This window comes from Streptomyces sp. NPDC055025, from assembly GCF_053608565.1.
On sequence record NZ_JBSGVS010000096.1, the window covers coordinates 1 to 25,165 of the forward strand.

A 25,165-nucleotide genomic window follows, 5' to 3' on the forward strand; every position below is an offset into this window, starting at 1 on the left:
GGTGAACGGAGCGTTCACCGCACGACAGCGGCGGCCATGACCCGCCTTCTCCGTTTCTCCGCGTGGCGGAGTCAGGAGCGCGGGGTACGTGCGGACGCGGGCTCCGCCCGGCGCGGCGCGGGCACCTTCGCGGACTCCGGCTCGGCGTCCACATCCGTCAGGTCGCGCTGCCGGGTCTCCCGCGCGCAGATGATCGCCACGACGGTGATCAGCGCGGCGGCGATGACATAGAGGGAGATGGGCGTGGAGCTGTCGTAGTCGGCGAGCAGTGCCGTCGCGATGAGCGGCGCGGGCGCACCGGCCGCCACCGAGGCGAACTGCGCGCCGATCGATGCCCCCGAGTACCGCATCCGGGTCGCGAACATCTCCGAGAAGAAGGCCGCCTGCGGCGCGTACATCGCACCGTGCAGCACCAGTCCGACGGTGACGGCCAGCAGCAGATTGCCGAAGCTCGCGGTGTTGATCAGCGCGAAGAAGGGGAACATCCAGGCCCCGACGCCGACCGCGCCGATCAGATACACGGGCCGGCGCCCGATACGGTCCGACAGCGCGCCCCATGCCGGGATCACCGCGAAGTGCACGGCGGAGCCGATGAGTACGGCGTTGAGCGCGGTCTGCTTGCTCATCTCGACGGCGGTTGTCGCGTAGACCAGGATGAAGGCGGTGATCACGTAGTAGCTGATGTTCTCCGCCATCCGCGCGCCCATCGCCACCAGCACATCCCGCCAGTGGTGCTTCAGAACGGACACGATCGGCGCCTTCTCGGCCACGTCCGCCGTGGACTTGCGCTGTTCGGCCTGCGCCAACGCCGCCTTGAAGACCGGGGATTCATCGACGGAGAGCCGAATCCACAGACCGACCAGCACCAGCACACCGGAGAGCAGGAACGGTATGCGCCAGCCCCATGAGGTGAAGGCGGCGTCCGAGAGCAGCGCGGTGAGCGCCGAAAGTACCCCGGTGGCGAGCAACTGCCCGGCCGGCGCCCCGGTCTGCGGCCACGAGGCCCAGAACCCCCGCCGCTTGGCGTCCCCGTGCTCCGACACCAGCAGCACGGCCCCGCCCCACTCACCACCGAGCGCGAACCCCTGGATCAGCCGCAAGACGGTCAGCAGCACAGGAGCGGCCGTACCGATGGTGGCGTGCGTGGGCATCAGCCCGATGGCGAATGTCGCACCCCCCATCATCAGCAGACTCAGCACGAGCAGCTTCTTGCGCCCGAGCCGATCCCCGAAGTGCCCGAAGACCAGCGCCCCGATGGGCCGCGCGGCAAAACCGACGGCATAGGTGAGGAAGGAGAGCAGCGTTCCGACGAGCGGATCGGAGTCGGGAAAGAACAGTTTGTTGAACACAAGAGCGGCGGCGGAGCCGTACAGGAAGAAGTCGTACCACTCGATGGTCGTGCCGATGAGACTCGCGGCGACGATGCGCTTGAGCGAACTGGGTGTTGGAGGAGCGGATGCCGAGGCAGCCATGGTCACCACTTCCGAGCGGTTCGGGGACGGTTGTTGTGTCGCCACACCGTAGGAACGCCCAGGTCAAGGGCCCATGTGGTGGGACACCATAGTTAGGTCCCAGGGTGTGCGCGCACACCCCATGTCTGTTACCCAGGGGCCGACGCCAGGGGCTCCGCCGAGGGCGGAGCGGGCGGTGCCAAGAATGTGTAACTCCAGACGATCTGACGGTACGGTGCTGACTCCCGTGCTGACTTGGCGCTGACTACGCTGCGTTGAACTTCGGCATCTGGAATGAACCGGACGCCGGAGTAGTGGGTCCATAGGGGCGGGTGAGGCTCGGCGAGCCTGAGCGCTCCGCCGGACGGCGACCCGCTGAGCGGGGCCGCCGGCTTCGCCCGCGCAGTCCGGCGAGGCTGCCCAGGCGGCTGCGGAGCCCGTGCGGCGCCGATGGCCTGCGGCGGCGTGGCGGGTTCGGTTGCCTGTTTTTCCGCCCGTGCGTGACCGACCGGCGGCCGGTGCCAGAGCTGCGCTGCGATGCCCATCCGGCCGTTGGTGTGTCAGCTGTATGCGGCAGTCGGCCTGTCGTTGCCGCTGCTCCCCTGCTGGTGTGCCGGGCTGTCTCGGCCTACGACGCGCTCGTCGGCACCACTATTAGTCCGCGCCCAGCGCGACTGCCGCGTCGCTCCCCGTGCCGTCCTGGCGCCTTGGCTCCGCCCGCTCACTCAGCTGTCCGCGCGTTCCGGTCGCCGCTGTGCTTCCTCCGTTCGTCTCGTCGTGGAGTTGGCCCATGGCCTGACCGGTTGGTCCGGTCGCTGGCGGGATCGGAAGCCCCGGGCGTTCGAAGAAGCCCTGGGCGTGATCCTTGGCGAGATCGAGGCGCGAGCTGCTGGGGACGCTCTGCGCAAGCAGGATGAGCAGCGGGCCGAAGCAGATCGCGAAGTTCGTTGGCGCGCGGCCATGGAGGTTGCGAGGGAGCAAGCTCTTCGCGACCTGCTTGCTCAGGTGCTTTGCGAAGAGGGTGGGCGTTGGCAAGAGGCCACTGTCCTCAGTGCGTACTGCGCAGCATTGGCAGGTCGTATTGGCGAGTTGGAAGGTGCCATGGACGCGTCGGATCTGGACTCGGTCCGGCGCTGGCTGGACTGGGCAAGCGAGTATGTGAGGTCGATAGACCCCTTGAGTGGGATTCTAAAGATGCCGCACACCCCTGAACCCACGCCGGAGGAGCTCAAACCGTACCTCAGGGGATGGAGCCCCTACGGGCCGGAACGGCGCGGTTGAGGATGATGCGGGAGGGATGGGTTGGCTCAGGGGGGGGCGAGGGTGTACCGGTGGTAGTCCAAGGCGCGCAGAGGGCTTTGCCGAGTGGGTTAGCTATCGGTGACGAAGCCCAATGCGAGAAGAGATCTTCTTGAAGCCGTCTACCTGGGGGCTTCGGCCTGCGGCGATACCGCTGAACCCATCGCTGACCTGGACTGATCCATCTTTCTGGATCTTTCAGATTCCTGCCGGGCTACGCAGCCGGTTCTCCCCACGCGCTCCCCAGCGCCGTTCGTACTTCCCGGATTCTCCCCAGGGAATGGCCCCGAGCGTGGTCGGTGGGGCGTGCTGGCGAAGCTGTTCCGGTGTGTCCGATGATCACAGGTGGTTGCTGCCGAGGGTTGAGACGCCAGCCGTCGGCAGCCGCTGCCCCCCCATTTTTGCGGACCTCTCCGTGATCTCCGGATGACGCTGGCTCACGGCAGGGACAACGCCACGGACGACGACGAGGGCGGCACCGCCATCGGAAACCCCCGCCAGCCGTCGGGCTCCCCGGATCCACTCGTTGCGAAACCCCTCGGGCTGATGACCACACCGCACCCCTTGTGGCCCTGCGCTTGCTTATCACGTTGTGAACCCCTCTCGGGCCAGAGCTGCGGCGAAGAGCCCTGCCTGCGGTATACGGAAGCGCTCCGTGGCTGGTCTTGACGCTCGTTTGACGCTTGAGACGGTCAGGCAGCTGCTCGGGGCGGATGCGAACCTATGTTGACCTGCGAGAATGCCGGCTTTCGGTTCATGCGACGTCTTTCCGATGGCGCATCATGTTGAGTGTGTCGCCATCCTTGAACCAGTCGCAAAGGGCGCCTGAACTGCGGTTTCGTACGTGTGTGTTATGCGCGGTGTGGGTGTTGCGGGCGATACCTCGACGCTGAAGTGACGCCCGTTCTGATGTGGTGTCAGATGACTTGTCGGGGAGATCAGACCCCGTCTAGGTGGCGAGCATCGATGGGGTGCCGAGGGCAGGCGATGCTGCCCCGCGCAACAGCCTGGCTCTCCGCCCGCGCTACCGCGCTCGCCCGCCATCACCACCAGCGGGCCGCCCGCACAGAGGCCACCCCATGGGCGGTCTACGACGCCATCAAGGGACTCGCCGGTATCGGCCGCGTCCTCCTCGCCGCCCACGCCCGAGCCACGGCGCCGACGCCGAACCGGGACTGCGCGCCGCTCTCACCACCCTCACCCACATGATCCTCACTCCCGTCGGAACCCGCCCCGGCTGGTGGCTTCCCGCCGCCCTCCACCCGCCCACGGTCCATATCCCGCCCTCCGGCGCAGCCACCACCGGCCTCGCTCACGGCATCAGCGGCCCTCTCGCACTCCTGGCCACAGCCCACCGCGCCGGACACACCGTCCCCGGCCAAGCCGACGCCATCCACACCGCAGCCCAGTGGCTCCTCACCTGGCAAACCCCCGACCACACGTGGCCACCCCACATCAGCGGAAACACCCTCGACAGCAGCCCAGAACAGACCGCCGCCCCCATCCCAGGACGCACCACCGCCTGGTGCTACGGCACTCCCGGCATCGCCGCCGCCCTCGACAACGCCGGCCACGCCTTCGGCCTCCCCGCACTCAACCACCGCGCCACCGCCGCCATGAACGCCCTCGCAGCCCGGCCGCTCCAGGACTGGGACACCGACGGCACCGCCCTGTGCCACGGCAGCGCCGGCGTCCTTCAAAGCGCCCACCGCCTGTCCTGCCACCTTCTGGCGCACCGCGCCGCTCACACGACACTGGCCGGACCCACGACCCCGCACCCGCCCGGCTACCTCACCGGCCGGGCCGGCACCGCGCTGGCACTCGCCGACTACAGCGGCCTCCTGCCGACCGGCCCGACCGACACCTGGGACTGCCTCGTGCTGCTGTCCTAGCCTGCTGGAACCCCGTTGAGAAGATGATCAGCGGCTGACACGTGCCGTGAGTTCCGGACGACAGGATCGATGGCCTCGCCACCCCCTGGGCGGCAGGGAATCGTTCACGGACGCGCGTATCGTTCCAGCGCCGTCTGCCGTGAGCGTGCTCCCGGAGACGTCCTTCTTTCAGCTTCCTGGGGGACTTCCTGTCTTACGTACCTGACCTGGTCGGCGCCCGGCCCGACCGCCCGCCCGTCACTGGACAGGCAACCTTGTGGTTGCCTATTCTGGCGTGGAGATGACGATGGACGCGGCATTCAAGGCGCTCGCCGATCCCAGCCGCAGACTGCTGCTGGACCGGCTCAACGGACGCAACGGGCAGACCCTGCGGGAGCTGAGCGAGGGCCTGTCCATGAGCAGACAGGCGGTGAGCAAGCATCTCGCCGTGCTGGAGACCGCCCGGCTGGTCACCGCCGTACGGCGGGGCCGGGAGAAGCTGCACTATCTCAACCCCGTGCCCATCCAGGAGATCGCCGATCGCTGGATCGGGCAGTACGAGCGCGGCCGGATGACTGCGCTGTCCCATTTGAAACAGGCCCTGGAAGGACCGTCCGTGAGCAGGATGAGCAAGCCCGAGTTCGTCTATGTGACCTATATCCAGACCACCGCCGAGAAGCTGTACCAGGCGCTCACCGACCCCGAGTTCATCAAGATCTATATGGGAGGCACCGGTCCGGAGTCGACCTGGGAGGTGGGCGCCCCCGTCCTCTGGAAATCCGACCCGAACGGAGAGTTCGAGGACCTCGGCCAGCGGGTGCTGCAAGCGGAGCCCGGCAAGCGGCTCTCCTACACCTGGCACACCCTTCAGCCCATGCACCGGGGGCTGTTCGACTCGGACGAGGAGTTCGAGAAGGCCTGCGAGGAGCACTCCAGGGTCACCTTCGACATCGAACCGGCCGAGGTGCCCGTGATGGGCATCAAGCTGACCATCACGCATGACGGTTTCGACAGTCCGGAGAGCAAGATGCTGGAAGGCACGCACATCGGCTGGACCATGATCCTTTCCGCCCTCAAGACCCTTCTGGAAGGCGGAAAGCTCATCTCCGAGCAGTAGGCCGAGGTGCGCCGGGAGAGTGGGCCACCGCCCGTTTCAGCCGAGCGGCGCCGGCGCCGGCGACCTGCTCTCCGGAAACGCCGCGCTCTGGTCTGACGCGCGGCTGAGCCATCGGCGGCTTGAATCACCGCAACCATCGTCGAGGCGCTGATCGGGAACTACCGCACGGTGCTCCAACATCGACTCCGACAGTCCCGTCCAGGCCGCGCGGGAGAAGGCGGCGGCGCTGACTGCCGAGATCTTGACCGTGGTCGGGGAACTCGCCCGAGGCGTACGACCCGCACCTGGACGTCGACTTCAGCCCGCTGCGCGGAGACGGCCGGCCGGAGGCCAACGGCTACGGCCGGGCGGCGTGACTTCGACGGCAGGACACGGTGTGGTCATCCGATCGTCGATGGCAGGATCGGGTCATGGGATTGAACATAGTTGTCGGTGCCCTCGTCGATGCCGAGGACGACGACTACACCGAGATGGTCCGCGCTGACTTCGTCGCAATCGGCGGCCTACTGGAGCGTGCGGGAGCGCGACAGTGGGCTGAGCCCGACCTGGGTGAGGAGGACGGCGCGGAGTTCGAGGCGTGGGGCTACTCGGGCTTGCACACCGTTCGTCGTCTTGCCGTCCACCTTGCAGCGGACGGGCGCCTGCCTGAGCCATCCGACAGGACTCAGCGGGCGACTGACGATCCGCTCCTGAGCAAGGTGTACGAGGCTCTCCCGAGTGATCCTCCTGGACCGTTCGACCATCTGGTCCATCATTCGGACTGCGAGGGCTACTACGTCCCGGTCGACTTCGCCCACGTCATCGTCGACAAGAAGGCACCGGGCGGCTACCTGGGTTCTTCGGTGCGGCTGCTGGAGGAAACCCGGCGACTCGCTGAGGCCCTCGGGCTTCCAGAAGACCTCGACCCGGACTCGGAAGAGGTCTTCGACGCCGCCGATGCCGAGAATCCGGCGGCCGTGGGGTGGCAGCGCTACCGCGTCGAGTCCTACGTATGCCTTCAACTCCTCCATGCTGCGAAACTCTCGATCTTGACTGGCGCAGCCATCGCCTTCAGTTGAGAAGGATGTCGTCAAATGAACGTTTGACGACGGGCGGCCGACACTTCCAATGAACCTGTGTAAACCGGGGGTCCGTGGCGGCGTGAATGCAATCAGATCCGATGGCGATTGCTGACAGGGTTAGACGACAGACGCGGGCCGATCCGTCTTTCTGGGCCATTCACGCTCGTGCCCGGTTACGCAGTCGATTTTCCCCACGCGCTCCCGAGCGCCGTTCATACTCCCCAGATTCTCCCCAGGGAATGGCCCCGAGCGGGGTCGGTGGGGCGTGCTGGCGATGCTGCTCCGGTGAGTCCGATGATCACAGGCGGTTGCTGCCGAGGGTTGAGACGGCAGCCGTCAGTAGCCGCCCCAGGACGGCTGACTTGCCGGACCCCGGATGCCCGGTCACTACCCGCGCCCAGGCGTCGTGGACGGGGTCCCGCGGACCGAGATGCGCGGTCCGCTCCCGCTGCGACTCCACGTCCATCGCCTCGTCAGGCAGGCCGGACCGGTATTTCGAGTTGAGTGAGAACGGCGGGACTGGATGCCGTCGCCTCCGCCCCCGGTGGTGAGCTTGTTGTTGGCGTCGGGTACGAAGTGATCGTCCTGGAGCGTTGAGACGCATGGCACATCAGCATGATCGCCATGTCAGCCCGTGCGTGAGGGGCGCCAGCAGCGCACGGCTCGCGATCCTCAGAGCTGTGGCGGCGAGCCCTGCCTGCGGTATGCGGAAGCGCTCCGTGGCTGGTCTTGACGCTCGTTTGACGCTTGAGACGGTCAGGCAGCTGCTCGGGGCGGATGCGAACCTATGTTGACCTGCGAGAATGCCGGCTTTCGGTTCATGCGACGTCTTTCCGATGGCGCATCATGTTGAGTGTGTCGCCATCCTTGAACCAGTCACAATGGGCGCCTGGACTGCGGTTTCGTGCGTGTGTGTTATGCGCGGTGTGGGTGTTGCGGGCGATACCTCGATGCTGAAGTGACGCTCGTTCTGATGTGGTGGCAGGTGACTTGTCGGGCAGGTCAGACCCCGTTTAGGTGGCGAGCATCGATGGGGTGCCGAGGGCAGGCGATGCTGAGCACAGACCCGGAAAGCAGGAGAACTCCGTGGGGCGCGTGCGGTCCAGTTCAACGGTAGAACGCGGGGCGGGCTTCGGTGCTGCGGATGGAAGGCCGGCTCTGGTGACGGGCGCCGAGCGGCGCAGGTTCACTCCGATGCCCTTGGCCGTGAGCTGCTGGACCACGCCGTGGATGCGAAGGGCGCGACCGCTCCCCCCCGTACGCGGCGGGCAGGAGGAACGCTGCCTGGTGGGGGTGGTAATGGAAGCCATGGACGGACAGCGTCAGGCGAGCATCCACCGGCACGCTCTCGTACGGCGCGCCGAGGGCTCCATCCCGGTACAGCGTCAGGGTGAGGACTTGGCCGACCTGTGGGTCGACGTGGCCGGCTGGATGTGAACCGCCGCCTGGATCTGGACCTGGCCGCCCGCGCCGTACCGGGCCCGCGCACTCTCCAGGAGGAAGCGGCTGCGGTGCCGGGGTGAGGTATGGGCCAGGTCCAGATGCGTGCCGCGAGACAACCATGAATGTTCAGCCGTTGTAGGGCACGATTACGTTGATGCGTCGTACCGCTGGCGAGCGTCCCTGACATCCTCCGGGAAGGCGTCCACCAGGCCGAAGTCGCTGATTCGAGTTGTCGAGCTTCTCAATCGCCGTGTGCACTCTGGAGGTTCGCTGTGGTCCCAGTCTCGGGCAGTGCGGCCTCGCGCTGATGGGTGGCGGCTCCTTACTCCTCCCCGTCGGTGGAATGGAGCTGGAAGTCGACGATGACGCAACCAACCTGTCCGTCATCGGTGCGGCCGATCCAGACGGGGTAGGCCCCGTCGCCCTGGCCGGCACGGAAGGCGATGAGGTTCGGCTCGGGCTCTGTGCTGGGCAGTTCGACGGTGAAATGGCTGTCGAGGGGTATGAATAGGTCCTCGTCCAGTTGGTCTTCGCTCACCGTCCGAGTGGCGTCCATGAAAGCCGCTGTGCCGGTATCCACGCCAACCCCGTAGAACTGGCCCTCGCCGAGCAGCCCGAGATCCTCGTCGGGCCGGAGGACCATTTCCCACTCGCGGGGCGGGACGTTCAGGAACGTCACCCTGGCCGCGGCGACACCGGCCCCGCGTGTCGTGCGCAATAGCGACAGCGTGACCGGGAACTCGCCCGGTGGCACAGCGACGGTCCGCGGGGTCTCTCCGATCCAGCCGGGGTCCGAGATCACCAGCTGCCCTGACGTGATCCGCAGCGCGCCGGCGTCAACGATCTCGACGACGGCCAGCCCATCCGCAGTGTCGCACGCACCCGGGCTGAACAGTTGCTCGATTCCGGTGGCGCGCAGTGGTCCCGACCCTTCGTCCACCGACACGTCGCTCAGGACTACGGTCGTGGCGGGCTCGTGACCCTGCTGGGCGAGGAACGGCACGAACACCTGCCAGTCGCCGAATTCCGGTACGGGACAGAGGAAGCTTTCGACGGGCGCCGAAAACCGCCGTACGGGGACGCTCGACGGGCCGGATGTTCGAGCGTGCAGTGGCTCCGTCGACGCTCCCCTCGACCCGGCGAACTCGGACCTCACCTCGACCTGCCCGTCGGCCGAGACAGTCGTGGTCTCCTGAACATCCCACTTTGAGGACGCGTACTCCTGCTCGCTGGAAAACTGCCATCGGGTGTTCCGCTGAGCCAGCAACATCCCCGTGCTGTGCGGCTTGAGGTCGATCATCTGCATGCGCCAGGACCTGTCATCGAACAGATATACACGCCACATCCGGCGCGGCCAGTATTCGACCAGTGCCAGCGGTCGCTCCCGCGCGGACAGCAGAACCGCGTAATCCTTCCCGGCAGCATGCTTGCGTGCCGCGAGCGCGCGCGACATCGGGTTCGGATGGGTCATTCCCGTATAGGAACCCCACATCTCGCCGTACGACACATCAAGACTGTCGAAGATCACAGCCGCACATCTCCCCTTGTGGCACCAGCCACCCTCGAGCAGTGACGCTCGACGGGTGACCCCTGTCGCAACGCCCTGCCCTTCCGAAGCCTCTTTGTGCCGCAGTCTGCCACTGAGGTGTGACACAGAGGATTGCGGGAGGCCCGCTGGGGTTACCGACGAAATGTGCCGCCCCCAGGTGACGAAACACAGTCTCTTCGGCACGCCCCATCGGTGATGCGTGGGCTCGCGTCAGCGCCGACGCTCAGAGGGCGAGAACGAAGGAACTCCTGCACGGGAATCCAACCCGGCGGAAGCCACGTTAGGACAGGTCAACGAATTCGGTCGGTTGCGCACAGAGACGGAGCGACTGACCGCCTGGCTCGCAGGCTTCCGCGTCCCCCGCTGTCCCGTCTCATTGGATCTTGCATTCGCGGGGCCTTCTGACCAGTGAGGATGCACTTTGGCATGAGATGGGACCGCGTCCGTGTCTCATCTCATCGTGCCCGCGATGGGCAGATGTCGGCGCCTGTCTCACTTCATCGTGTCTGCTGGCCTGAAAGGATGGCCGCGGCGGGTCGGCGCTCTGAGTACTGATGGGCGATCTTCCTGGCCGTTGAACCAGTCGATAGGTTCACCTCCATGAGATCACCGCAGGCGGACGTCCAGCATTCGGCTTCGTCCTGGCGACAGCCCTGTCCTCCGCAAGCCTCCGCAGAGCGCAACACGCTGGTTGAAGAGATCGCCAAGCGCATCCTGGCTCTTGGTCAGGGTCGCCTGCTCGTCGGGATCGACGGCTTCACCGCTGCAGGGAAAACGAGCTTCGGTCATGAACTGGCTGAGTGGATCAGTGTCGCGGGACGGCCAGTGCTCCGGGCGACTCTCGACGACTTCAAAAAGCCGTGGAGGGACCGGCACCTCTATGACCGGGAGTCTGGTGAGGGGTACTACCGCAACGCGTATGACTATGAGGCGGTCAAGCGCCTGCTGCTGGATCCCTGCCGGTCATCGGAAGCGACATTCTGCGTGCTGTGCAGCATCGACCCACTGACCCAGCGAGACCACTCATCAGAGGTGACACCGCTTGGGGCGGACGCGGTGCTGATCGTGGATGGTGTCTTCGCCTTCCGCCCCGAGATCAATGAGTACTGGGACTTCCGCATCTGGCTGCAGGTGGATGCGGAACTGTCTGTTCAGCGGGGTGCCGAGCGCGACCAGGACTGGGCCGGAACTGAAGCAGAGTCGATCCACCGCAACAGGTATCTGGTGGCCGAGCACATCTATCTTCAGGAAGTCGACCCGTTGCCGATGATGGACGTTGTCATCGACAACTCAGTCTTTGCGCGTCCGCAGATCGTGGCATCGTGACGTTAGCATGCTGCCGGACGGGTGGGTGACTCAGCGAGACGCGCCGCGTATTGGCTCTTCTGGGGTGGTCAGTTCGCCGGTTTGGGTGTGATGTAGCGGTAGATAGTGGAGCGTCCGGTCTTGAAAGACTCGGCGATCTTCGGGATAGAGGCGCCTGAGTCGTAGAGTTGCTGTGCTTGCTCGGCCTGTTCAGGAGTGAGTAGGGGGCGCTGCCCACCGATCCTGCCGCGGGCGCGGGCCGCGGCCAGGCCGTCGTTGGTGGCGGCGAGTACGAACTCGTGGTGCAGGGTGGCGAAGGCGGACATCATGCCGAAGAAGTCGCGTCCTTCGAGCTTGGCTTTGGCGCCTGTACCGGGGGCGACCAGGCGCTCGTGACCGCGACGTGTGCGGAGCGCTTGCTCGCGTTGAACCTCCAGGGCGGGAGTCGGCGCGTCGATGAGCTCGCTGAGCTGTTGGCGGGTCATACCGGTCAGTTCAGGGTCCTGCAGCGAACGCTGTGTGAGGCGACGTGGTCGGTTCGCCGGGGCCTGGTCCGAGGTGCTGTCGATCGCCGTCGTGTCCAGTGGATGCTGGGGGTGGAGGGTGTAGTTCCAGTCGCCGTGGAAGCGGTGGCGGGTGATCGGCAGGGCGGCGGTCTCGTCGTCGCTGACCTGGATGCCGGTGGGGTAGGGGTTGGTGTCGAGTTCGGCGTGCACGGTCAGGCCGGTTTGGTGGTGGTCGCGGCGATGCTCTCGACGATGACTTCGTGGCTGGTCAGGGGCCTTCCGCGCCAGTTCATGGTGATGTGGGAGAACAGGTGGTGCTCGATGCGGTTCCACTTCGACGTTCCGGGAGGCAGGTGGCAGACGGTGATCGTCAGGCCGGCCTCGGCGGCGAACCGGGCGAGTTCGGTCTTCCAGGTGCGGGTGCGATACCCGTTGGAACCGCCCGCATCGGCGGTGATCAGCAGCTGGCCGGCCGTTGGATAGGCGGTCCGTCCGGCTCCGTTCCACCAGCGGCGGACGGATTCGACGGCGAACGCGGCGGTGTCGTGGTCGGTGCCCACGTTGACCCAGCCGGTGTTTGCGACGATGTCGTAGATGCCGTAGGGAACCGCCCTGCCCAGCTCGCGGTCGGGGAAGTCGTGGGTGTCGACCCGCACCGGCTCGCCTCTCGGCTCCCATTCACGGCCGTTGTTCTTGAAGGGGCCGACCAGTTCCTTCTTCTTCGTGTCGACACTGATCACCGGAGCCCCGCTGTCCTGGTGGGTCCGGGCCTGCTCGTTGAGGCAGTGGAACTGTGCGTCCCGGTCGGGGTGCTGCTTGCCTTCCAGGGTCTTGGCGTTGCTCTGCAGGCTGAAGCCCTCCTCGCGCAGGAGGTCGCCCACCGTGTCCGCGCAGATCCTGTGGCCCTGCCGGGTCAGCTGCCCGGCGAGCTTGCGGGTGGATTTGGTGGTCCAGCGCAGCGGCGACATGGGATCTCCGCGGACGTCGGGTTCGACCAGCATGAGGAGTGCCTCCCGAACGGATGGGTCCAGGTCGACGACGCGTTTGCGGCCACCGCCGGGTCTGCGGATGCGTCCCAACGGGATCTCTCCGGAGTCGAGTTCCCGCACTCCGACAGACACAGTGGCCTCGCGGACACCGGCGGCACGGGCGACCGCTCTGATCCCGCCGCGGCCGAGGGACTGTGCCTCCGCCCCTGTCAGCAGGCGACGCTGCCGCTCGTCGAGGTGCGGCAGAATCGCCTCGAACTTGGCTGCCAGCACGGCTTGTTGCACTTCCAACCCGCTCATGCCAGACCAACGAACCACCGAGCGGGAAGCTACGAGTTAAAGATCTGCACGCCCTGAGTCTTCCTTCTGGGGAAGAACCATGGCCCGATGAAGAGCCAGAAACACCGCTCACCCTCAGCTGTCCTCCGCGGCGTAAGACGGCGCGAAACCCGACGGCCGCGATTTGCCACCCGGCCCCGCTTGGGCCCTCGGCACTCAGGCCAGGCGGTGGGTGGTCACCGTCCCGGTGTCCGTCCCGGCGGCGAGGAGAGCGCTCCCGTCGGGCAGGGACACAGCGGACACGAAAGATCCGGCGAACGTCTCTTCCAATGGTTCGCCGGACCGCAGGTCCCACTGGCGCACCACGTCCTGGTCCGCGGTGAACAGCCTCATCCGGCCCGATACGGTCGCCGTCGCGATCCGCACGGATTCCCCCGCGGTCGGAATCGGCGGGCCGATCTCTTCTCCGGTCTCGGCGTCCCAGCGGCAGATGGCCTCGCCCTCCTCCACCACACCGACGATCAGCGGCCGCCCGTCCTCGGTGTAGGCCGTGGTCAGCATGTTGATATGGGGAGCGTCGATCTCCGCACCGAACTGCGACTCGCAGAGGTCCCCCTGCCAGCGCCGTACTCCTTCGTAGTCCCCCGTCACGATCAGCGTGGGGCCGCCGCGCAACATCGCCAGGGTCACGGCGACCGCGTCTCCCACATGCTCCAGCGGAGGGGCCAAGGGGGCCGCCGTGACCGGGTTCCACAGATGCAGCCCGCTCACCCCCGTGCCGGCCAGCAGAGGCCGCCCATCGCTCGTCAGTCCTCCGGCGACATCGTAGATCCGGTCCTTCCCGACCACGTCGGCCACAAGTCGCCCGCTGACTCCGTTCCAGAGGCAGAGCCCGTTCTCGTCCCCGGCCGCGATATGCACCCGCCCGCCCTTGAGCACCAGCGCTTCCAATTCGAATGTTTCGGTGGAAGCGTCCTCGGAGACCTGGAATTCACGCGTCGGACGACCGGACTCCACGTCCCACCGGGTCAGACGTCCAGCGGCAGCGGTCACCAACTCCGTCCCACCCGCGGGTGAACGGTAGACCAACGGGAAGACCCGCCCCTCGAAACCAGCGATCTCGATTCCGGCTCCAACCCTTTTCGAACGCATCGCATCCTCCATCGCCTGCCCGCGCTTCATTAGCGAAATGCGGCATACTCCCCAGCGCGGGCTGCACTGGAACGCCCACGGCTCCGTCACCCTGAACGTCGCGTGCCATCGACGACATCAAAAGGGACTGCTCATCCACTGCTTGGGAATTCGGCATGAGCCAGATCACCCTGCCTGCCGGCATTATCAATGTCTCCCGCCAGATCTCCGTGGATACGGACTTCCTTGTGCTGCGAGGAGCCGGATCCGATCCCGAGACGGGAACCCGCTTCGTGTTCCGTCCGGATGAGAACACCCGATACGACACTATCCTGGCCGACGGCAGCATGTGGGACAAGGATGTAATGACGTCCGGGTCGAACGCGACCGGCGGCTGGATCTGGCCCGGCCGCGGCCTGTTCCGGGTCCAGTCCCGCGGAGTCCACCCGGACTACCTCAGTGAGTACGACGCCGCGCCCGCCAACAGGAAGGATCTCTTCGAGGGCACCGTCAATGTGCACTGGAAAGCCGGTGCCAAACTCCGCGGCAAGCCGGGGGACGGCAACTTCGCCGGCCGCGTCGGCGACAGCTGGGTTTACCTCGGCAGCAAGACCAACATGAAGAACTGGCAGAAGTACAGCTGGGTCAACATCCGGGCGGCCAACAGCCAGAAGTTCTATGAGGAACAACACGTCGTCCCCACGGAGCATCCGCTGCTGAACATGCACATGCGGCAGCAGATTTTCAAAATCGTGGAAGTTTCCGCGACGGACAAGGCGATCAAGCTACGGACTCCGCTGGAGTTCGACGTTCCGGTCAACTCCACGTCCGACGGGTCCACGGCCATTGACGGAAAGGTGTACGACTCGAAGGCTGCCCCATTGGTGGACCCCGTCCAGGATGTCGGTTTCCAGGACTTCTCATTCACCCAGGAGATGCCTGGCCTCAACCGGGCCGATGCCGTCAACAACTACGGCAACATGGCCCCCGCCTACGCGATGCACGGGATCGTGTTCAAGTGGGCCGTGGACTCCTTCGTGCAGAACGTCCGCGCCGACATGGTGGGATCACACCCCATCGTCACGGAAGAAGCGGCCCAGCTCAGCGTTGTCGACAACTACCTCGACGGATCCTGGAACAAGGGCAAGGGAGGCAATGGATACTTCCGCGGCTCGCGAGTCTGGGATTCAGTCTTCTCCGGAAACACCTCACGAAACTTGCGTCACTTCACCATGCAGTGGTCGTCCTCGAAGAACGTGGTCATCGGAAACAGTTTCGACTCGGACCTGAACATGCATGGCGGATGGGAACGCAATAATCTGTTCGAACTCAACAGTGTCGTGGTGCCGTTCGCCCACCGGTCCGGAAACTGCAGCAGCAACTGCGGGGACGAGGTCGGCTCCGACCCGGACGACGCCACGTGGTATCCGATCTGGTGGGGAGCTGGAAAGAAGGCTGTCAAGTGGTCGGGAGCGTCAGGACCGCAGAATGTCTTCTTCAACAACGAAATGCTCAAGCAAATCGCACCGGAACAGGATAAGTGGGTCAACTACTATCCCGCGCGGCGCACGATCTACCAGTTCGGCTGGGGCTCCGGGAAATGGCAGCATCTGACCGCCGGCACATCCCCCATCCAGGACTGGCAAGGCAGCGAACTCCGCTACTACGGCGCGAGTTCAGGCGTGGGCGACAGCAGAAGCGACGATCGCGAGTCCCTCCTCCTGGAAAGGATCGTACGCAACTAGTCCGATCACATCTGTCGAGCGGCGGCCGACTCCCCCGAATTTCAGCCGGGAGGGGAACCGGCCGCCGCGTCGGCGTGGACCCGATGGAGGGCTCAAGGCGGCAACTTGCGTATAAGCTACACAACAGCGGGCAACTCCTGGACCTCGGCGGCGAGATGCTCCATCATGGCGAGCATGGCATGGACAACAGACCGCCTCGCGGTAATGTACAGGCAGTATTACCTCTGCGAATCTGGCCAATCTTTCGACCCGGATGAGATTGCCCGAATTTTTGATGGGAACTCACTCGTCGGTGCCGGCCGTGGCTATGCTGTGATTCTGTCGGGTACACACACCGGTTACCTTCACCTGACTGTAGAATTTAGCGACAGCGAGCCGCCCACGGAGTTCTCCGAATGGGAATCAGTGGTGGACGTCAGCTACCATAGTGGGAAAGGCTTACTGTTCCTCAAGGTGCCCGGAGGGGAAACCCTTCATGATGCCGGCAACTTCGCCCATGAGGGACCCGGCTGGTACCGCATACGCGTCCATACCCGCGGACGCGACGAAGGCCAGATGCTCGACTCGATGGAGGAGCAGCCGGACGATCCGGTCGAGCACCATCTCATCACCATTTGGCGAGCCCGCCCCAAGAAGGAAACGATCCACAAGATCGGGGACCGTTTCGGACGCCGGCTCTGGAATCCCTCCCGGAAACCGGCCCCACCCGTACGCCCTGCATAAAAGTGGCAGCCGAAGGCAAGAGCCTGGCAGCCGCCATCGGCTGCGAGGTGGATTCAAGTGGACGCCGACCAGCGCCAGCAGGGACATCAGGAGCAGGCTTCCGCAGATCAGGTCACCCAGAACGAACCGCGCCGGATCGCCCGTGGCGAGAGCCAGGGCCATGCGGGCTTGGCTGGACAGCCTTGGAAGGGCGCGCCGCCGCCACTCATCAGGAGCACGGGATGGGCTCGCCCCTGCAGGGTCCGCATGGCGGTGTCGGCGACCGTGGACAGCACAGCACTGACGTCCCACGTCGCGGTGTACTCGGTGGCGCCCTCGATCCAGGCCGTGGTCACCCGCACGAACCGCTCCGGCAAAAAGGCCGGCGGAGAGCCGCTCACGAGAAGCAGCCCGGCACACCACCGGCCCCTAACCAACATCCACGCCGACAAGCGACGCAAGGAAGCCCCACCCAGCTTACAAGCCCCACCTGCGACCGCCCAAGGAACCCACCCCGGTGAACAGGCTCCGGTCAGCTACCCGCCCGAGTCACGCCAAATCGCCCATGCCCGCAGCCCGCTACACCCGTCACAGGGACATCTCATGACCGAGAAGTGGTGCACGACGGCTCCACCCGCCCTGCGCAGGTATAAAAACTCTCGGGGAGTCAAATGATCAGCGCTCGGACTCAAGTCCGGTAACTGGCAAGGGCGGAGGGATTACGGCAAGGCCGGGACCGGGTCCGCCGGCTCACGCTGGTGGAGAGGAGGGAAGGATCTGCGGTCGATATGATGGTGCTCGACCTCGGCGGCGCGCTCGCCGCCTCGATCGGCCCAGACCTGGCGGGCGACCGCCTCCGCCATCCGTCGGCCTGGGCCCGGGCCCAGGCCCGATATCGCTTCGGAGCACCGAGTCCGCGACCCGAGTCCAATTCACGAGCGCACAAGCATTCAACGCGTTCACGTATTTCGTGGCTTGTCGCCCTGGCCTGTTGTGGACGGTGTGCTGTCTCCTGGGGGTGTGCCGAGCCGGGCGGATACCTCCGGCCGCAAGGCAATCCGTCAGCCGTGCAGGTGAGATGCCTGGGTGTAATGGAGCGGAGCGATGTCCAGTCCCGGTATTCGGGAGCACCGCGCGGCGAGTGGTGCTCCTGCGCGGGAGCACCCCGGACCTCCCGGTTTCAGACCCAACCCCCTAGGACCTGTTTGGGGTTCGGATCATGTGGTTGTGGTGAGGAGCTTCAGCCACATGATCGATCCGCGGAGGTGGAGTCCGGCTTCGTAGCTGTCGGGAGCTTTGTTGTAGGGGGTGGCCAGACCGTGCCAGGTTTTGATCTTCTGGAAGCAGCGTTCGACGGTGTTGCGCTGTTGGTAGCGTTCGGGATCGTAGGTGACCGGCCGTCCTCCGGCCGAGCCCTTCTTCTTGCGGTTGGCCTGCTGGTCGGTCTTCTCGGGGATCACTGCGCTGATGTGGTGCCAGCGTAAGTAGACCCGGTTGGCTCTGGAGGAGTAGGCCCTGTCCGCGGCCACGGCGTCCGGCCGGGTGCGGGGGCGGCCGACAGGCCCGAGGGCGCGGATCTTGTCCAGCACGATCTGGCACTGAGGGCAGTCCGCGGCCTGGCTGGGGTTGAGCACGAACGACAGGGGAAGCCCCGTGGCGTCGACCGCGGCATGGATCTCGCTGCTCAGCCCGCCTCGGGACCGGCCGAGCCCGGCGGCGTCCGCCCTGGCCCTGCGACGCCGTCGCGCCGCGGCCCGGTCCGGGCCCGGCGCGTCCGTACCACTCGCGTCCGCACAGGCCGTCGCCTCATCACCCGCAGCACGGGCGGCTGCCTGGGAAGCGGAGCCCCTTTTTCCTCGGTCAGGGCCTGTTCCAGAGCGTCCAGGGTCTCCCCGGCCACTGCCAGGCAAGCCGATTTGTGATGCGCCCGCACAATCGTGGAGTCCACGCTGACCAGCTCCAGGCCGACCTTTCCCCGCGCGGCCGCCTCGGCGATCAACGCGTCCATCAGGCCCTGGAACACCCCGGTCTTGGCCCAGTTGCTGAACCGGGTGTAGATCGTGGACCAAGGCCCGTACCGCTCCGGGACATCACGCCAGCCGCTGCCGGTGCGAAGCCGCCACATCACCCCGTTGAACTGGTCCCGCACCCGCCGTGGCAACGGCCCCGTCGCCGCCACCGGCAAGTGCGCCTCGATCAAGGCCCACTCGACATCCGTCACGGCAAAACGCGCCACACCCGAGTTCTACCAGCCACCACCAACGGGCCACCGGACCGCTCGGCTCTGATGCGTCGGTGCGGACAAGACCGCTGTTGGCGGGTCTCTGACGTGATTCCGATGACGCGCCACGTGGAGTGCGTGGAGATCCTGGAACCGATGAAGAAGGGCGCCTGACCTGCGGCTTCCCTTATTTTTCGTGTTCCTGGCGGATGGTGCTGACCTGTTTCGCAAAGCCCACCATGCACAGACTTCCCCGCGTGGCACAAGGCCGTGATCTATGGCTTTGCGGTGACAGTACGCAGGGTGTGCGGCGCCGATATCAGGAGGATATCGCAAGGTATCTCTGATGCTCGTGCGACGGGGTCTTCATTACTGCGAAATCGCACCGCAGTTGCGTCCGTATGCCGGAACCGCTGTTGTCATGGTGGGGGATGATGGATATTGCTACGTCCCTATTGGCTTTGATCGCGTCGCGTATACCTTTTTCTACGCCAGTGCCTCGGCGGGAGCCCTCCCGCCGAGGCACTGGCCGTGCCGTCTGCCTCCCCGCGGCGACGGTCAGCTCTTTCACGCTCTGCGGTGCCCCGGAGCAAGGCCACCGCAGAGGGAACCGTGCCTGGGAGGGTGCTCCGGCGCCGGAGCCAGAGCGGCCAGTGACCGCACAGGGCCATCGGGCTCGATGCGGACAGTGTCGTGCAGCAGACTCAGCCTCGCGGCCTTGGCATGATCAACAGCGTCTCGGCGACGCACGTGATCACTCCAAGGCCGCACCGCTGTCGCACCGGCCTGTCACTCACCCGGTGGCGCTCAACTGCCCGTCTGGAAGCGGGCATTGCGCAACAGGCTCAGGCTGCTGTCAGGAAGGCGGTGAGGCCGTCCAGGAGCATGTTGCTGCCGTACTGGGCCTGGTCGCGCTCCTCGGTGCTTTCGAAGGTCTGGGACAGGGTGATCCGGGTGCGGTCGCCGTCGGCGGCCAGGTCGACGGTCATCAGGGCGGGCTTCTCGCGGCCCGGGACGTTCATGCCGATCACCAGCCGCTTGTTCTCCACGACCTCGGTGTAGCCGCCGGACAGCGGGACGCGGGCGCCGCCGGGGATGACCATGACGGAGCTCCAGGCGCCGCCGGGCCGGACATCGAGGACGACCTCCTCGGCGCTCGCCCACTGCCCGTACTGGTCGGCGCGGGTCCAGGCGGCCCAGACGCGCCCGACGGGAGCCTCCAGGGTGCGGGTGAGGGCGTAGTCGAAACCGGTGGTGGTCATATCCGTCTCCTTCTGTCCGATCCCGCGGATGCGGGAGCGAGATTCTCTTTCACAGAGAACGTCGGAGCCGACGACACCTTCTCGACACCGCCCGGAAGATTCTTTTTCCCAGTTGCCCGCTGCCGTCCGGTACACGGCCCAGCCGGCCACCGGCAGAACCCCGTCACCAGCCCGAAGACACCTGCTGGACACCCGCGCGTCCTCCAGCGATCCCCTCCCGGCCTGCCGTAGACCCCCGCGAGAGGGCATACCGGAGTCGGACAGAGTCGGCGCGGCCCCTCACGCCGGTCAGGCACCGGCCCTCTTCGCACCGGCGGTCTGTCAGGTCCTCGCTGTTGAACCCGCGTGCGGGTGCGTGCCGACGGTGACGGGCAGGTCCCCGTATTCCTGGGTGAGGCGCCGTCTGCCATAGGGTCCAGCAGCATGAGCAGACAATGGGTGGGGTCCCTGCTGACCGGCCTGGTCGTGGTGCCGGTGGTGATGCTGGTCGCGGTACCGGCCGGGTATTTCGTGTTCATGTACGGGTGCGGGGAGGCGGAGGACCGGCTCACGGAGGCGATCGCGGGCGATCCGGTGCTGGACGCGCGACCGGCGGGAGCCGGGAAGGAGCAGCCTTACGACGGATGCGACGACGACGATCTGTTCGTCTACGTCGGCACGGACTACTCGTACCGCTCTCCCCGGCAGAGCGTCCTCGGCCACTATGAGAAGACAGCGCGGGCGAACGGCTGGCGGCCACGCGCCACGAGCGAGGACGGCGCGGCGGCGGACTGCTTCATCAAACGGATCGACGGCACGACCGCCTACCTCACCGTGGACGGCCCGGACAACGGAAAAGTGCAGGTGTCGATCACCGCGGATCGCGCCGGTTCGGAATGGTGCTGACGCGCCTACCGACCCCGGCCTCCCGCCACCCCGGCCTCCCGCCACCCCGGCCTCCCCGGCCAGGGTGCGGCCAGTTCCGTTCGGCACGGAGGGCACCCACAGGCGACGACCCCGTGGCCGAACGGTCGCCGCGAGAAGAAGAGCCTCCGGCGCCCGGCGCCCGCCAGTAAGAACTCCCTAAACTCCCGCCTTGGACCTGCTCGCTGCCGGCGAGGACATCCACTCCGCGGCTGAGTTGGGCCGGCGCGCGGAGTTGGGGAGTTCAATGCGGGCAGGGGCCGTCCGGGCTCGGCGGAGTGGGTGGCCTCGGCACGGCGGGGTGAGGCGTCGGTGGGTCGGGGGCGGCTCGGGGGGCCGGGGCGTCGAGGCGCGGGGTGATCAGGGCGAGCGGGACGAGCAGGATGCCCAGGGTCACGAAGACGGCGGGGGCCGGCAGGTGCTCCAGGAACAGGCCTGTGAGAGTGGAGCCGAGAGGGGGCGCGGCCATCAGCAGCAGGCCGACCGCGCTGTGTACCCGCCCCTGGAGGTGGTCCGGGGTGCGCAGCATGCGTGTGACCGTCGTCAGAGAGCTGGAGAGCGAGATGGCCATGCTGCAGCCGCCCATCAGCACGGCGAGCAGGGCCGCGCTGCTGCCGAGGGCCATCGCCGCGACCAGCCCGGCACACACCGCGCCGCTGACGAACAGGACATGGGTGGGCCGGAGGACCTCGCTGACGCGCGGCATGAGCAGGATGCCCGCCAGCGCGCCCATGGCCGAGGCGGCGGCGATCGCGCCCATCGACAGCCCTGCCGGGCCTTGGCGGCTGCTGACGACGACCACTGTGAGGTAGGTGCCGTCCAGTACGAAGTTCTGGCCCGCCGCGATCAGTGACACGCGCCGCAGTACCGAGTCCCGCCACACGAAACGCAGTCCGGCGCCGGTCCGCTCGACCCAGCCGGATTCCCGTTCTGCCGCTGTGGCGGCGCTCAGCGGTGTGCGTACGGCGTAGACACTCGCCGCGGCGACCGCGAAGGACGCGGCGTCCAGCCAGAACGGGTAGCCGGGCGACAGGGTGAACAGCCAGCCGCCCAGCACCGGTCCCAGAAGATATGCCGCCTGGCCACGTACCCGGTTGACGGTGAGTGCGGTGCCCAGCTGGTTCTCCGGGACGATCCGCGTCAGAGCGGCGAGGCCGGCCGCGACGGACGGCGCGGTGAGGAAGCCCAGTACGGCGCCCACGCCGAGCAGCAACGGCAGGGCCGTGTTCCCGCTCTGGACGGCGACGGCCAGCACCAGACTCGCGGCCACCCGCCCGAGCTCGCACACCAGAAGCACCGAGCGGCGGTCGAACCGGTCCGCGATGGTGCCTCCGGGCAGGCTCGCCAGGGCGAGAGAACCGGCCCACACCGCCTCGACCAGCCCGGCCCGCAGCGGTGAGCCGGTGGAGTTCAGCACAAGCAGCGGCAGCGCCAGGGCCGAGGCCGCCGAGCCCAGCATCGACAATCCCTGGCCCACACAGAGGATCTGGAAGTCGCGGTTGCGGCGCAGACTGTCCGGCCCGGCCGGTTTCACAGCCGTACGCCGAGCAGCGGCAGGGGAGCGGTCCCGGGGGACGTGGCATCCGCCGTCGCATACGTGTGGACGGCGACCAGCACACCGGCGGTCCCGGTGGCCAGATCCATCGAAAGCCGCAGCAGGCCCTCCAGGGCGAAGGCCGGGCGCCCCTCGTACCCGACGGCGTGGCGCCCGAGCGCTCGTAGCTGTAGGTCCTGGTCGGCCCGGGTGCCGCCGAGACGGGTCACGGCGTACAGGAGACCGGCGTGCCCGTCGAACAGCCCGGGTGAGAGCATCAGTTCGATGCCCAGGCTCCCCCGGATACCCGCCAGCAACTGTGCGAAATGGGCGTCGGGCTCGTGCCGCAGGTACTCGTGCAGGACGAGGCCGATTCCGGCGCTTCCCCGGGCGGGCGCGGTGATCCGCTCATCCCCGTTCCTGACATGGACCATTCGTGCCGGCGTCACGCCGCACCGGGCGATGTCCCTGGCCAGTGCCGTCCGCGCGTGGCGGAGATAGTCGCGGTCACCGGTCGACGAGAACAGACGGACGAAGAGGAGCGCCGGTCCCGACCAGCCCCACATCAGCCCCGGTTTGGCGGAGGCGGAACGTGCGGCCGGGTCTGCCGGATCCTCCGCCATCCGTACGATCGCACGGGCGAGCCGGGCCGCACGGTCGAGGTCGCCCAGGTGCAGATGGGCCAGGGCGATTCCGGCCAGGCCGCCGAAGAGACCTGGTCCGCACCCGTGGAGGTCGACCGAGTCCAGTCGGCCGAGTGCCTCCCGCGCCGCCTGCCCCCGTCCGAGGCCGTCCAGTACCACCGCCACCCCGCCGAGGCCGTCGTACAGGCCGGGGCGGGGCAGGCGGACAGCTTCGTTCGCCCGCACCAGCCAGTCGACGTGTGTGCTGAAGCCGTCGTAGTCGCCGCGCCCGGTGGCGTGCAGTGCGTGCAGGACGCCCGCGGCGCCGTACGCGAGCCCGGCCCCTTGGTGCTCGAACTGCCTGATGTCACCGGGGAAGAGCCGGTCCGCGCGGTCGGGTGTCGCCGTACTCACGATCGTGTCGCGCAGGGTGTCCAGTACGGACGACCAGTCCGCGGCCGAGTCGGATCCGGATCCGGTGTCGGTGCCGGTGCCCGGGAAGAAGGCGGTCCTGCCCGGACATCCCGCCGGGATCGCGTGGTGTTCCCCGGGCGGCGGCGCGAGTGCCTCCCGCAGTTGTTTCCCGAACTCCGGCGGTACGGGAAACCGCTCCTCCACCCAGGTGGTCAGCTCCTCCGCCTTGTCCGCGTCGAAACGCAGCAGCGGGGTCAGGGGGCAGAACACCGCCAGCCGCACACACGCCAGCCCGTACGCGTCGATCGCGACCCCCCGCCGGGCCCAGGGCGCGATGAAGCCGGCCGTGCCGAAGGCCGGGGTGAAGTCCTCCCCGAGGGCGAAGGAGGTCTCGAAGTCGACCAGGCAGACAGTGTCGTCGGGCCGGACCATGATGTTGCTGGGCTGTAGATCCCCGAAGACGACACCGCGTCCGTGCAGTTCGGCGACCGCGTTCTCGATCCGGTCGAGGACGCCCAGGGCCCAGCGGGTGTAGGCGGCGAGTTCCGCCTCCCCGGCGGTGCCGGAGCGGTGCAGGAGCGGATGACGCCGGCCGATCGCCGACAGCAACTGCTCTCCGTCCACCAACTCCTCGACGAGGAAGCGGTGCTCCCAGTGGCGTACCTCGTCGAAGAGCGCCGGCACGACGTCGAGACCGGCCAGCCGCCGCATGATCATCGCCTCGTGCGCCAGCCTGGCGACCGCGTCCACGCCATGGGCGTCCACCCCGGCGTGCGGCCGGGCCTCACGCAGTACGACCGCGCGGCCGGTGTCCTTCTCCACGGCCCGGTACACCCCGCCGCTGTTGGAGAAGTGGAGCGCTTTCTCCACCCGGTAGGGGAATCCACTTGCCGCCTGCTGACGTGAACGCCGGAGGGCGGCCTCGACGAAGCCGGGCACCTCCACCCACGGCGGCACCCGGAAAGCGGTGCCGCGTACATCGGGGACCAGCGTGCCGTCCGGGCGCGCGACAGCCGGTACGTACTCGCCGTCGGGAGCGAAGCAGTACTTCATGCTGAAGCCGCCGTAGCGCAGGTACAACGGCCCCTCGCCCCAGCGCAGATCGCTCAGGACGTAAGGGCCTTCCACGCCCGCGAGCAGCCGTTCGAGATCCCTCAGCACGTCCTCGGCGGTACCGGCGGCCGGATAGATCGTGACGAGCTTGCCACTGGCGGAGCGGGCGGACTGCTTGCTGTTGATCAGTTCCAGCATCTGGGCACTGCGCAGGAACTTGAAGCAGACACCCCGCTCCACGCAGTATGCCCACACCGTGTCGACGACCAGGGCCGCGTCGGCCGCGGTCGCCGAGACATGGATCTTCCATCCCTGTGGCGGCAGGTCGGTCCCGTCACGGTGGAGGTAGACCCAGCCACCGCTCTCCGCCTTGCGCCAGCCCGCCGGGACCGGATGGTCCGAGAGGTCGAACCGGCTGGCGGCATCGTCGATCCGATCGATCGAATCGGCGAAGAAGGGATCCGCGGCGAGATGGCCCTGAGCAAGCATTCTGTCCCCCGGTGATGGCTGATGCGTGGTGCGTGACCAGGTCCTGTCCGGCCGATCCTCATGGATCAGCCCCAGGCGTTCCGGGCCCACGAAGATCGGCCGGACAGGGCCCGGCCGAGGACGCCGAAGAGAGCGCGCGACCGGGCCTGGCCGCCCCCACCCGGCCGCCCCCCCCCCGCCGCCCGGGGGGGAACATGGGGGGGGGGAGAGCCCACCAA

General features: G+C 67.1%; 16 protein-coding genes and 3 pseudogenes. 10 read left to right on the forward strand and 9 right to left on the reverse strand.

Going from position 1 to position 25,165, the window contains the following annotated elements; translation table 11 throughout:
* Positions 1–71 precede the first annotated feature (71 nt).
* Positions 72–1,472, reverse strand: a complete 1,401-nt coding sequence (locus ACWGDX_RS36570) for an MFS transporter (RefSeq protein WP_453632745.1) — start codon at positions 1,470–1,472, stop codon at positions 72–74.
* A gap of 837 nt (positions 1,473–2,309) precedes the next feature.
* On the opposite strand from ACWGDX_RS36570, the gene ACWGDX_RS36575 reads away from it, so the two are divergent.
* The 6 genes from ACWGDX_RS36575 (at position 2,310) to ACWGDX_RS36600 (ending at position 8,236) form a co-directional block, all read left to right on the forward strand.
* Positions 2,310–2,732 carry a hypothetical protein gene (locus tag ACWGDX_RS36575; protein ID WP_453632747.1) on the forward strand — a complete coding sequence of 141 codons (423 nt, stop codon included), beginning with the start codon at positions 2,310–2,312 and terminating at the stop codon, positions 2,730–2,732.
* Positions 2,733–3,737: 1,005 nt separating this feature from the next.
* Positions 3,738–3,959 (forward strand): hypothetical protein, encoded by a 222-nt coding sequence (locus tag ACWGDX_RS36580; RefSeq protein WP_453632749.1) that lies wholly within the window; start codon positions 3,738–3,740, stop codon positions 3,957–3,959.
* Positions 3,956–4,642, forward strand: a complete 687-nt coding sequence (locus ACWGDX_RS36585) for a lanthionine synthetase LanC family protein (RefSeq protein WP_453632751.1) — start codon at positions 3,956–3,958, stop codon at positions 4,640–4,642. Before ACWGDX_RS36580 ends, ACWGDX_RS36585 begins: the two co-directional genes overlap by 4 nt.
* A gap of 286 nt (positions 4,643–4,928) precedes the next feature.
* A complete protein-coding gene (locus ACWGDX_RS36590) occupies positions 4,929–5,738 on the forward strand; it encodes an ArsR/SmtB family transcription factor (RefSeq protein WP_453632753.1) in 810 nt (269 codons plus the stop codon).
* Positions 5,739–6,148: 410 nt separating this feature from the next.
* Positions 6,149–6,796 (forward strand): hypothetical protein, encoded by a 648-nt coding sequence (locus ACWGDX_RS36595; RefSeq protein WP_453632755.1) that lies wholly within the window; start codon positions 6,149–6,151, stop codon positions 6,794–6,796.
* Between the two features lie 1,311 nt (positions 6,797–8,107).
* Positions 8,108–8,236 carry a hypothetical protein gene (locus ACWGDX_RS36600; protein ID WP_453632757.1) on the forward strand — a complete coding sequence of 43 codons (129 nt, stop codon included), beginning with the start codon at positions 8,108–8,110 and terminating at the stop codon, positions 8,234–8,236.
* A 328-nt stretch (positions 8,237–8,564) separates the two neighbouring features.
* Here the strand turns inward: ACWGDX_RS36600 and ACWGDX_RS36605 are convergent, their stop codons facing one another.
* A complete protein-coding gene (locus tag ACWGDX_RS36605; protein WP_453632759.1) occupies positions 8,565–9,770 on the reverse strand; it encodes a DUF4241 domain-containing protein in 1,206 nt (401 codons plus the stop codon).
* 621 nt (positions 9,771–10,391) lie between these two features.
* Between ACWGDX_RS36605 and ACWGDX_RS36610 the strand changes: the two genes are divergently transcribed.
* A complete protein-coding gene (locus ACWGDX_RS36610; RefSeq protein ID WP_453632761.1) occupies positions 10,392–11,117 on the forward strand; it encodes a uridine kinase in 726 nt (241 codons plus the stop codon).
* Between the two features lie 68 nt (positions 11,118–11,185).
* Here the strand turns inward: ACWGDX_RS36610 and ACWGDX_RS36615 are convergent.
* Positions 11,186–12,891, reverse strand: a pseudogene (locus ACWGDX_RS36615) (ISAzo13 family transposase).
* Positions 12,892–13,086: 195 nt separating this feature from the next.
* Positions 13,087–13,923, reverse strand: a complete 837-nt coding sequence (locus tag ACWGDX_RS36620; protein ID WP_453632763.1) for a WD40 repeat domain-containing protein — start codon at positions 13,921–13,923, stop codon at positions 13,087–13,089.
* A 254-nt stretch (positions 13,924–14,177) separates the two neighbouring features.
* On the opposite strand from ACWGDX_RS36620, the gene ACWGDX_RS36625 reads away from it, so the two are divergent.
* Positions 14,178–15,746, forward strand: coding sequence for a hypothetical protein (locus ACWGDX_RS36625; RefSeq protein WP_453632764.1), 1,569 nt, complete (start codon positions 14,178–14,180; stop codon positions 15,744–15,746).
* Positions 15,747–15,920: 174 nt separating this feature from the next.
* Positions 15,921–16,469 (forward strand): hypothetical protein, encoded by a 549-nt coding sequence (locus ACWGDX_RS36630; protein WP_453632766.1) that lies wholly within the window; start codon positions 15,921–15,923, stop codon positions 16,467–16,469.
* 227 nt (positions 16,470–16,696) lie between these two features.
* On the opposite strand, the pseudogene ACWGDX_RS36635 reads toward ACWGDX_RS36630, so the two are convergent.
* The 3 genes and pseudogenes from ACWGDX_RS36635 to ACWGDX_RS36645 form a co-directional block, all read right to left on the reverse strand.
* Positions 16,697–16,822 (reverse strand): annotated as a pseudogene (locus ACWGDX_RS36635) (DUF2267 domain-containing protein); the annotation flags it as partial.
* An 843-nt stretch (positions 16,823–17,665) separates the two neighbouring features.
* Positions 17,666–18,684, reverse strand: a pseudogene (locus ACWGDX_RS36640) (IS5 family transposase).
* A gap of 830 nt (positions 18,685–19,514) precedes the next feature.
* Positions 19,515–19,931 (reverse strand): SRPBCC family protein, encoded by a 417-nt coding sequence (locus tag ACWGDX_RS36645; protein ID WP_453632768.1) that lies wholly within the window; start codon positions 19,929–19,931, stop codon positions 19,515–19,517.
* A 423-nt stretch (positions 19,932–20,354) separates the two neighbouring features.
* On the opposite strand from ACWGDX_RS36645, the gene ACWGDX_RS36650 reads away from it, so the two are divergent.
* A complete protein-coding gene (locus ACWGDX_RS36650; RefSeq protein WP_453632770.1) occupies positions 20,355–20,816 on the forward strand; it encodes a hypothetical protein in 462 nt (153 codons plus the stop codon).
* A 262-nt stretch (positions 20,817–21,078) separates the two neighbouring features.
* Here the strand turns inward: ACWGDX_RS36650 and ACWGDX_RS36655 are convergent, their stop codons facing one another.
* Both ACWGDX_RS36655 and lanKC read right to left on the reverse strand, forming a co-directional pair.
* Positions 21,079–22,368 carry an MFS transporter gene (locus ACWGDX_RS36655; protein WP_453632772.1) on the reverse strand — a complete coding sequence of 430 codons (1,290 nt, stop codon included), beginning with the start codon at positions 22,366–22,368 and terminating at the stop codon, positions 21,079–21,081.
* Positions 22,365–24,947: a class III lanthionine synthetase LanKC gene (gene lanKC, locus ACWGDX_RS36660; RefSeq protein ID WP_453632774.1), complete on the reverse strand. Its 2,583-nt coding sequence runs from the start codon at positions 24,945–24,947 to the stop codon at positions 22,365–22,367. The genes ACWGDX_RS36655 and lanKC overlap by 4 nt, the downstream gene beginning before the upstream one ends.
* Between the last annotated feature and the right edge of the window lie 218 nt (positions 24,948–25,165).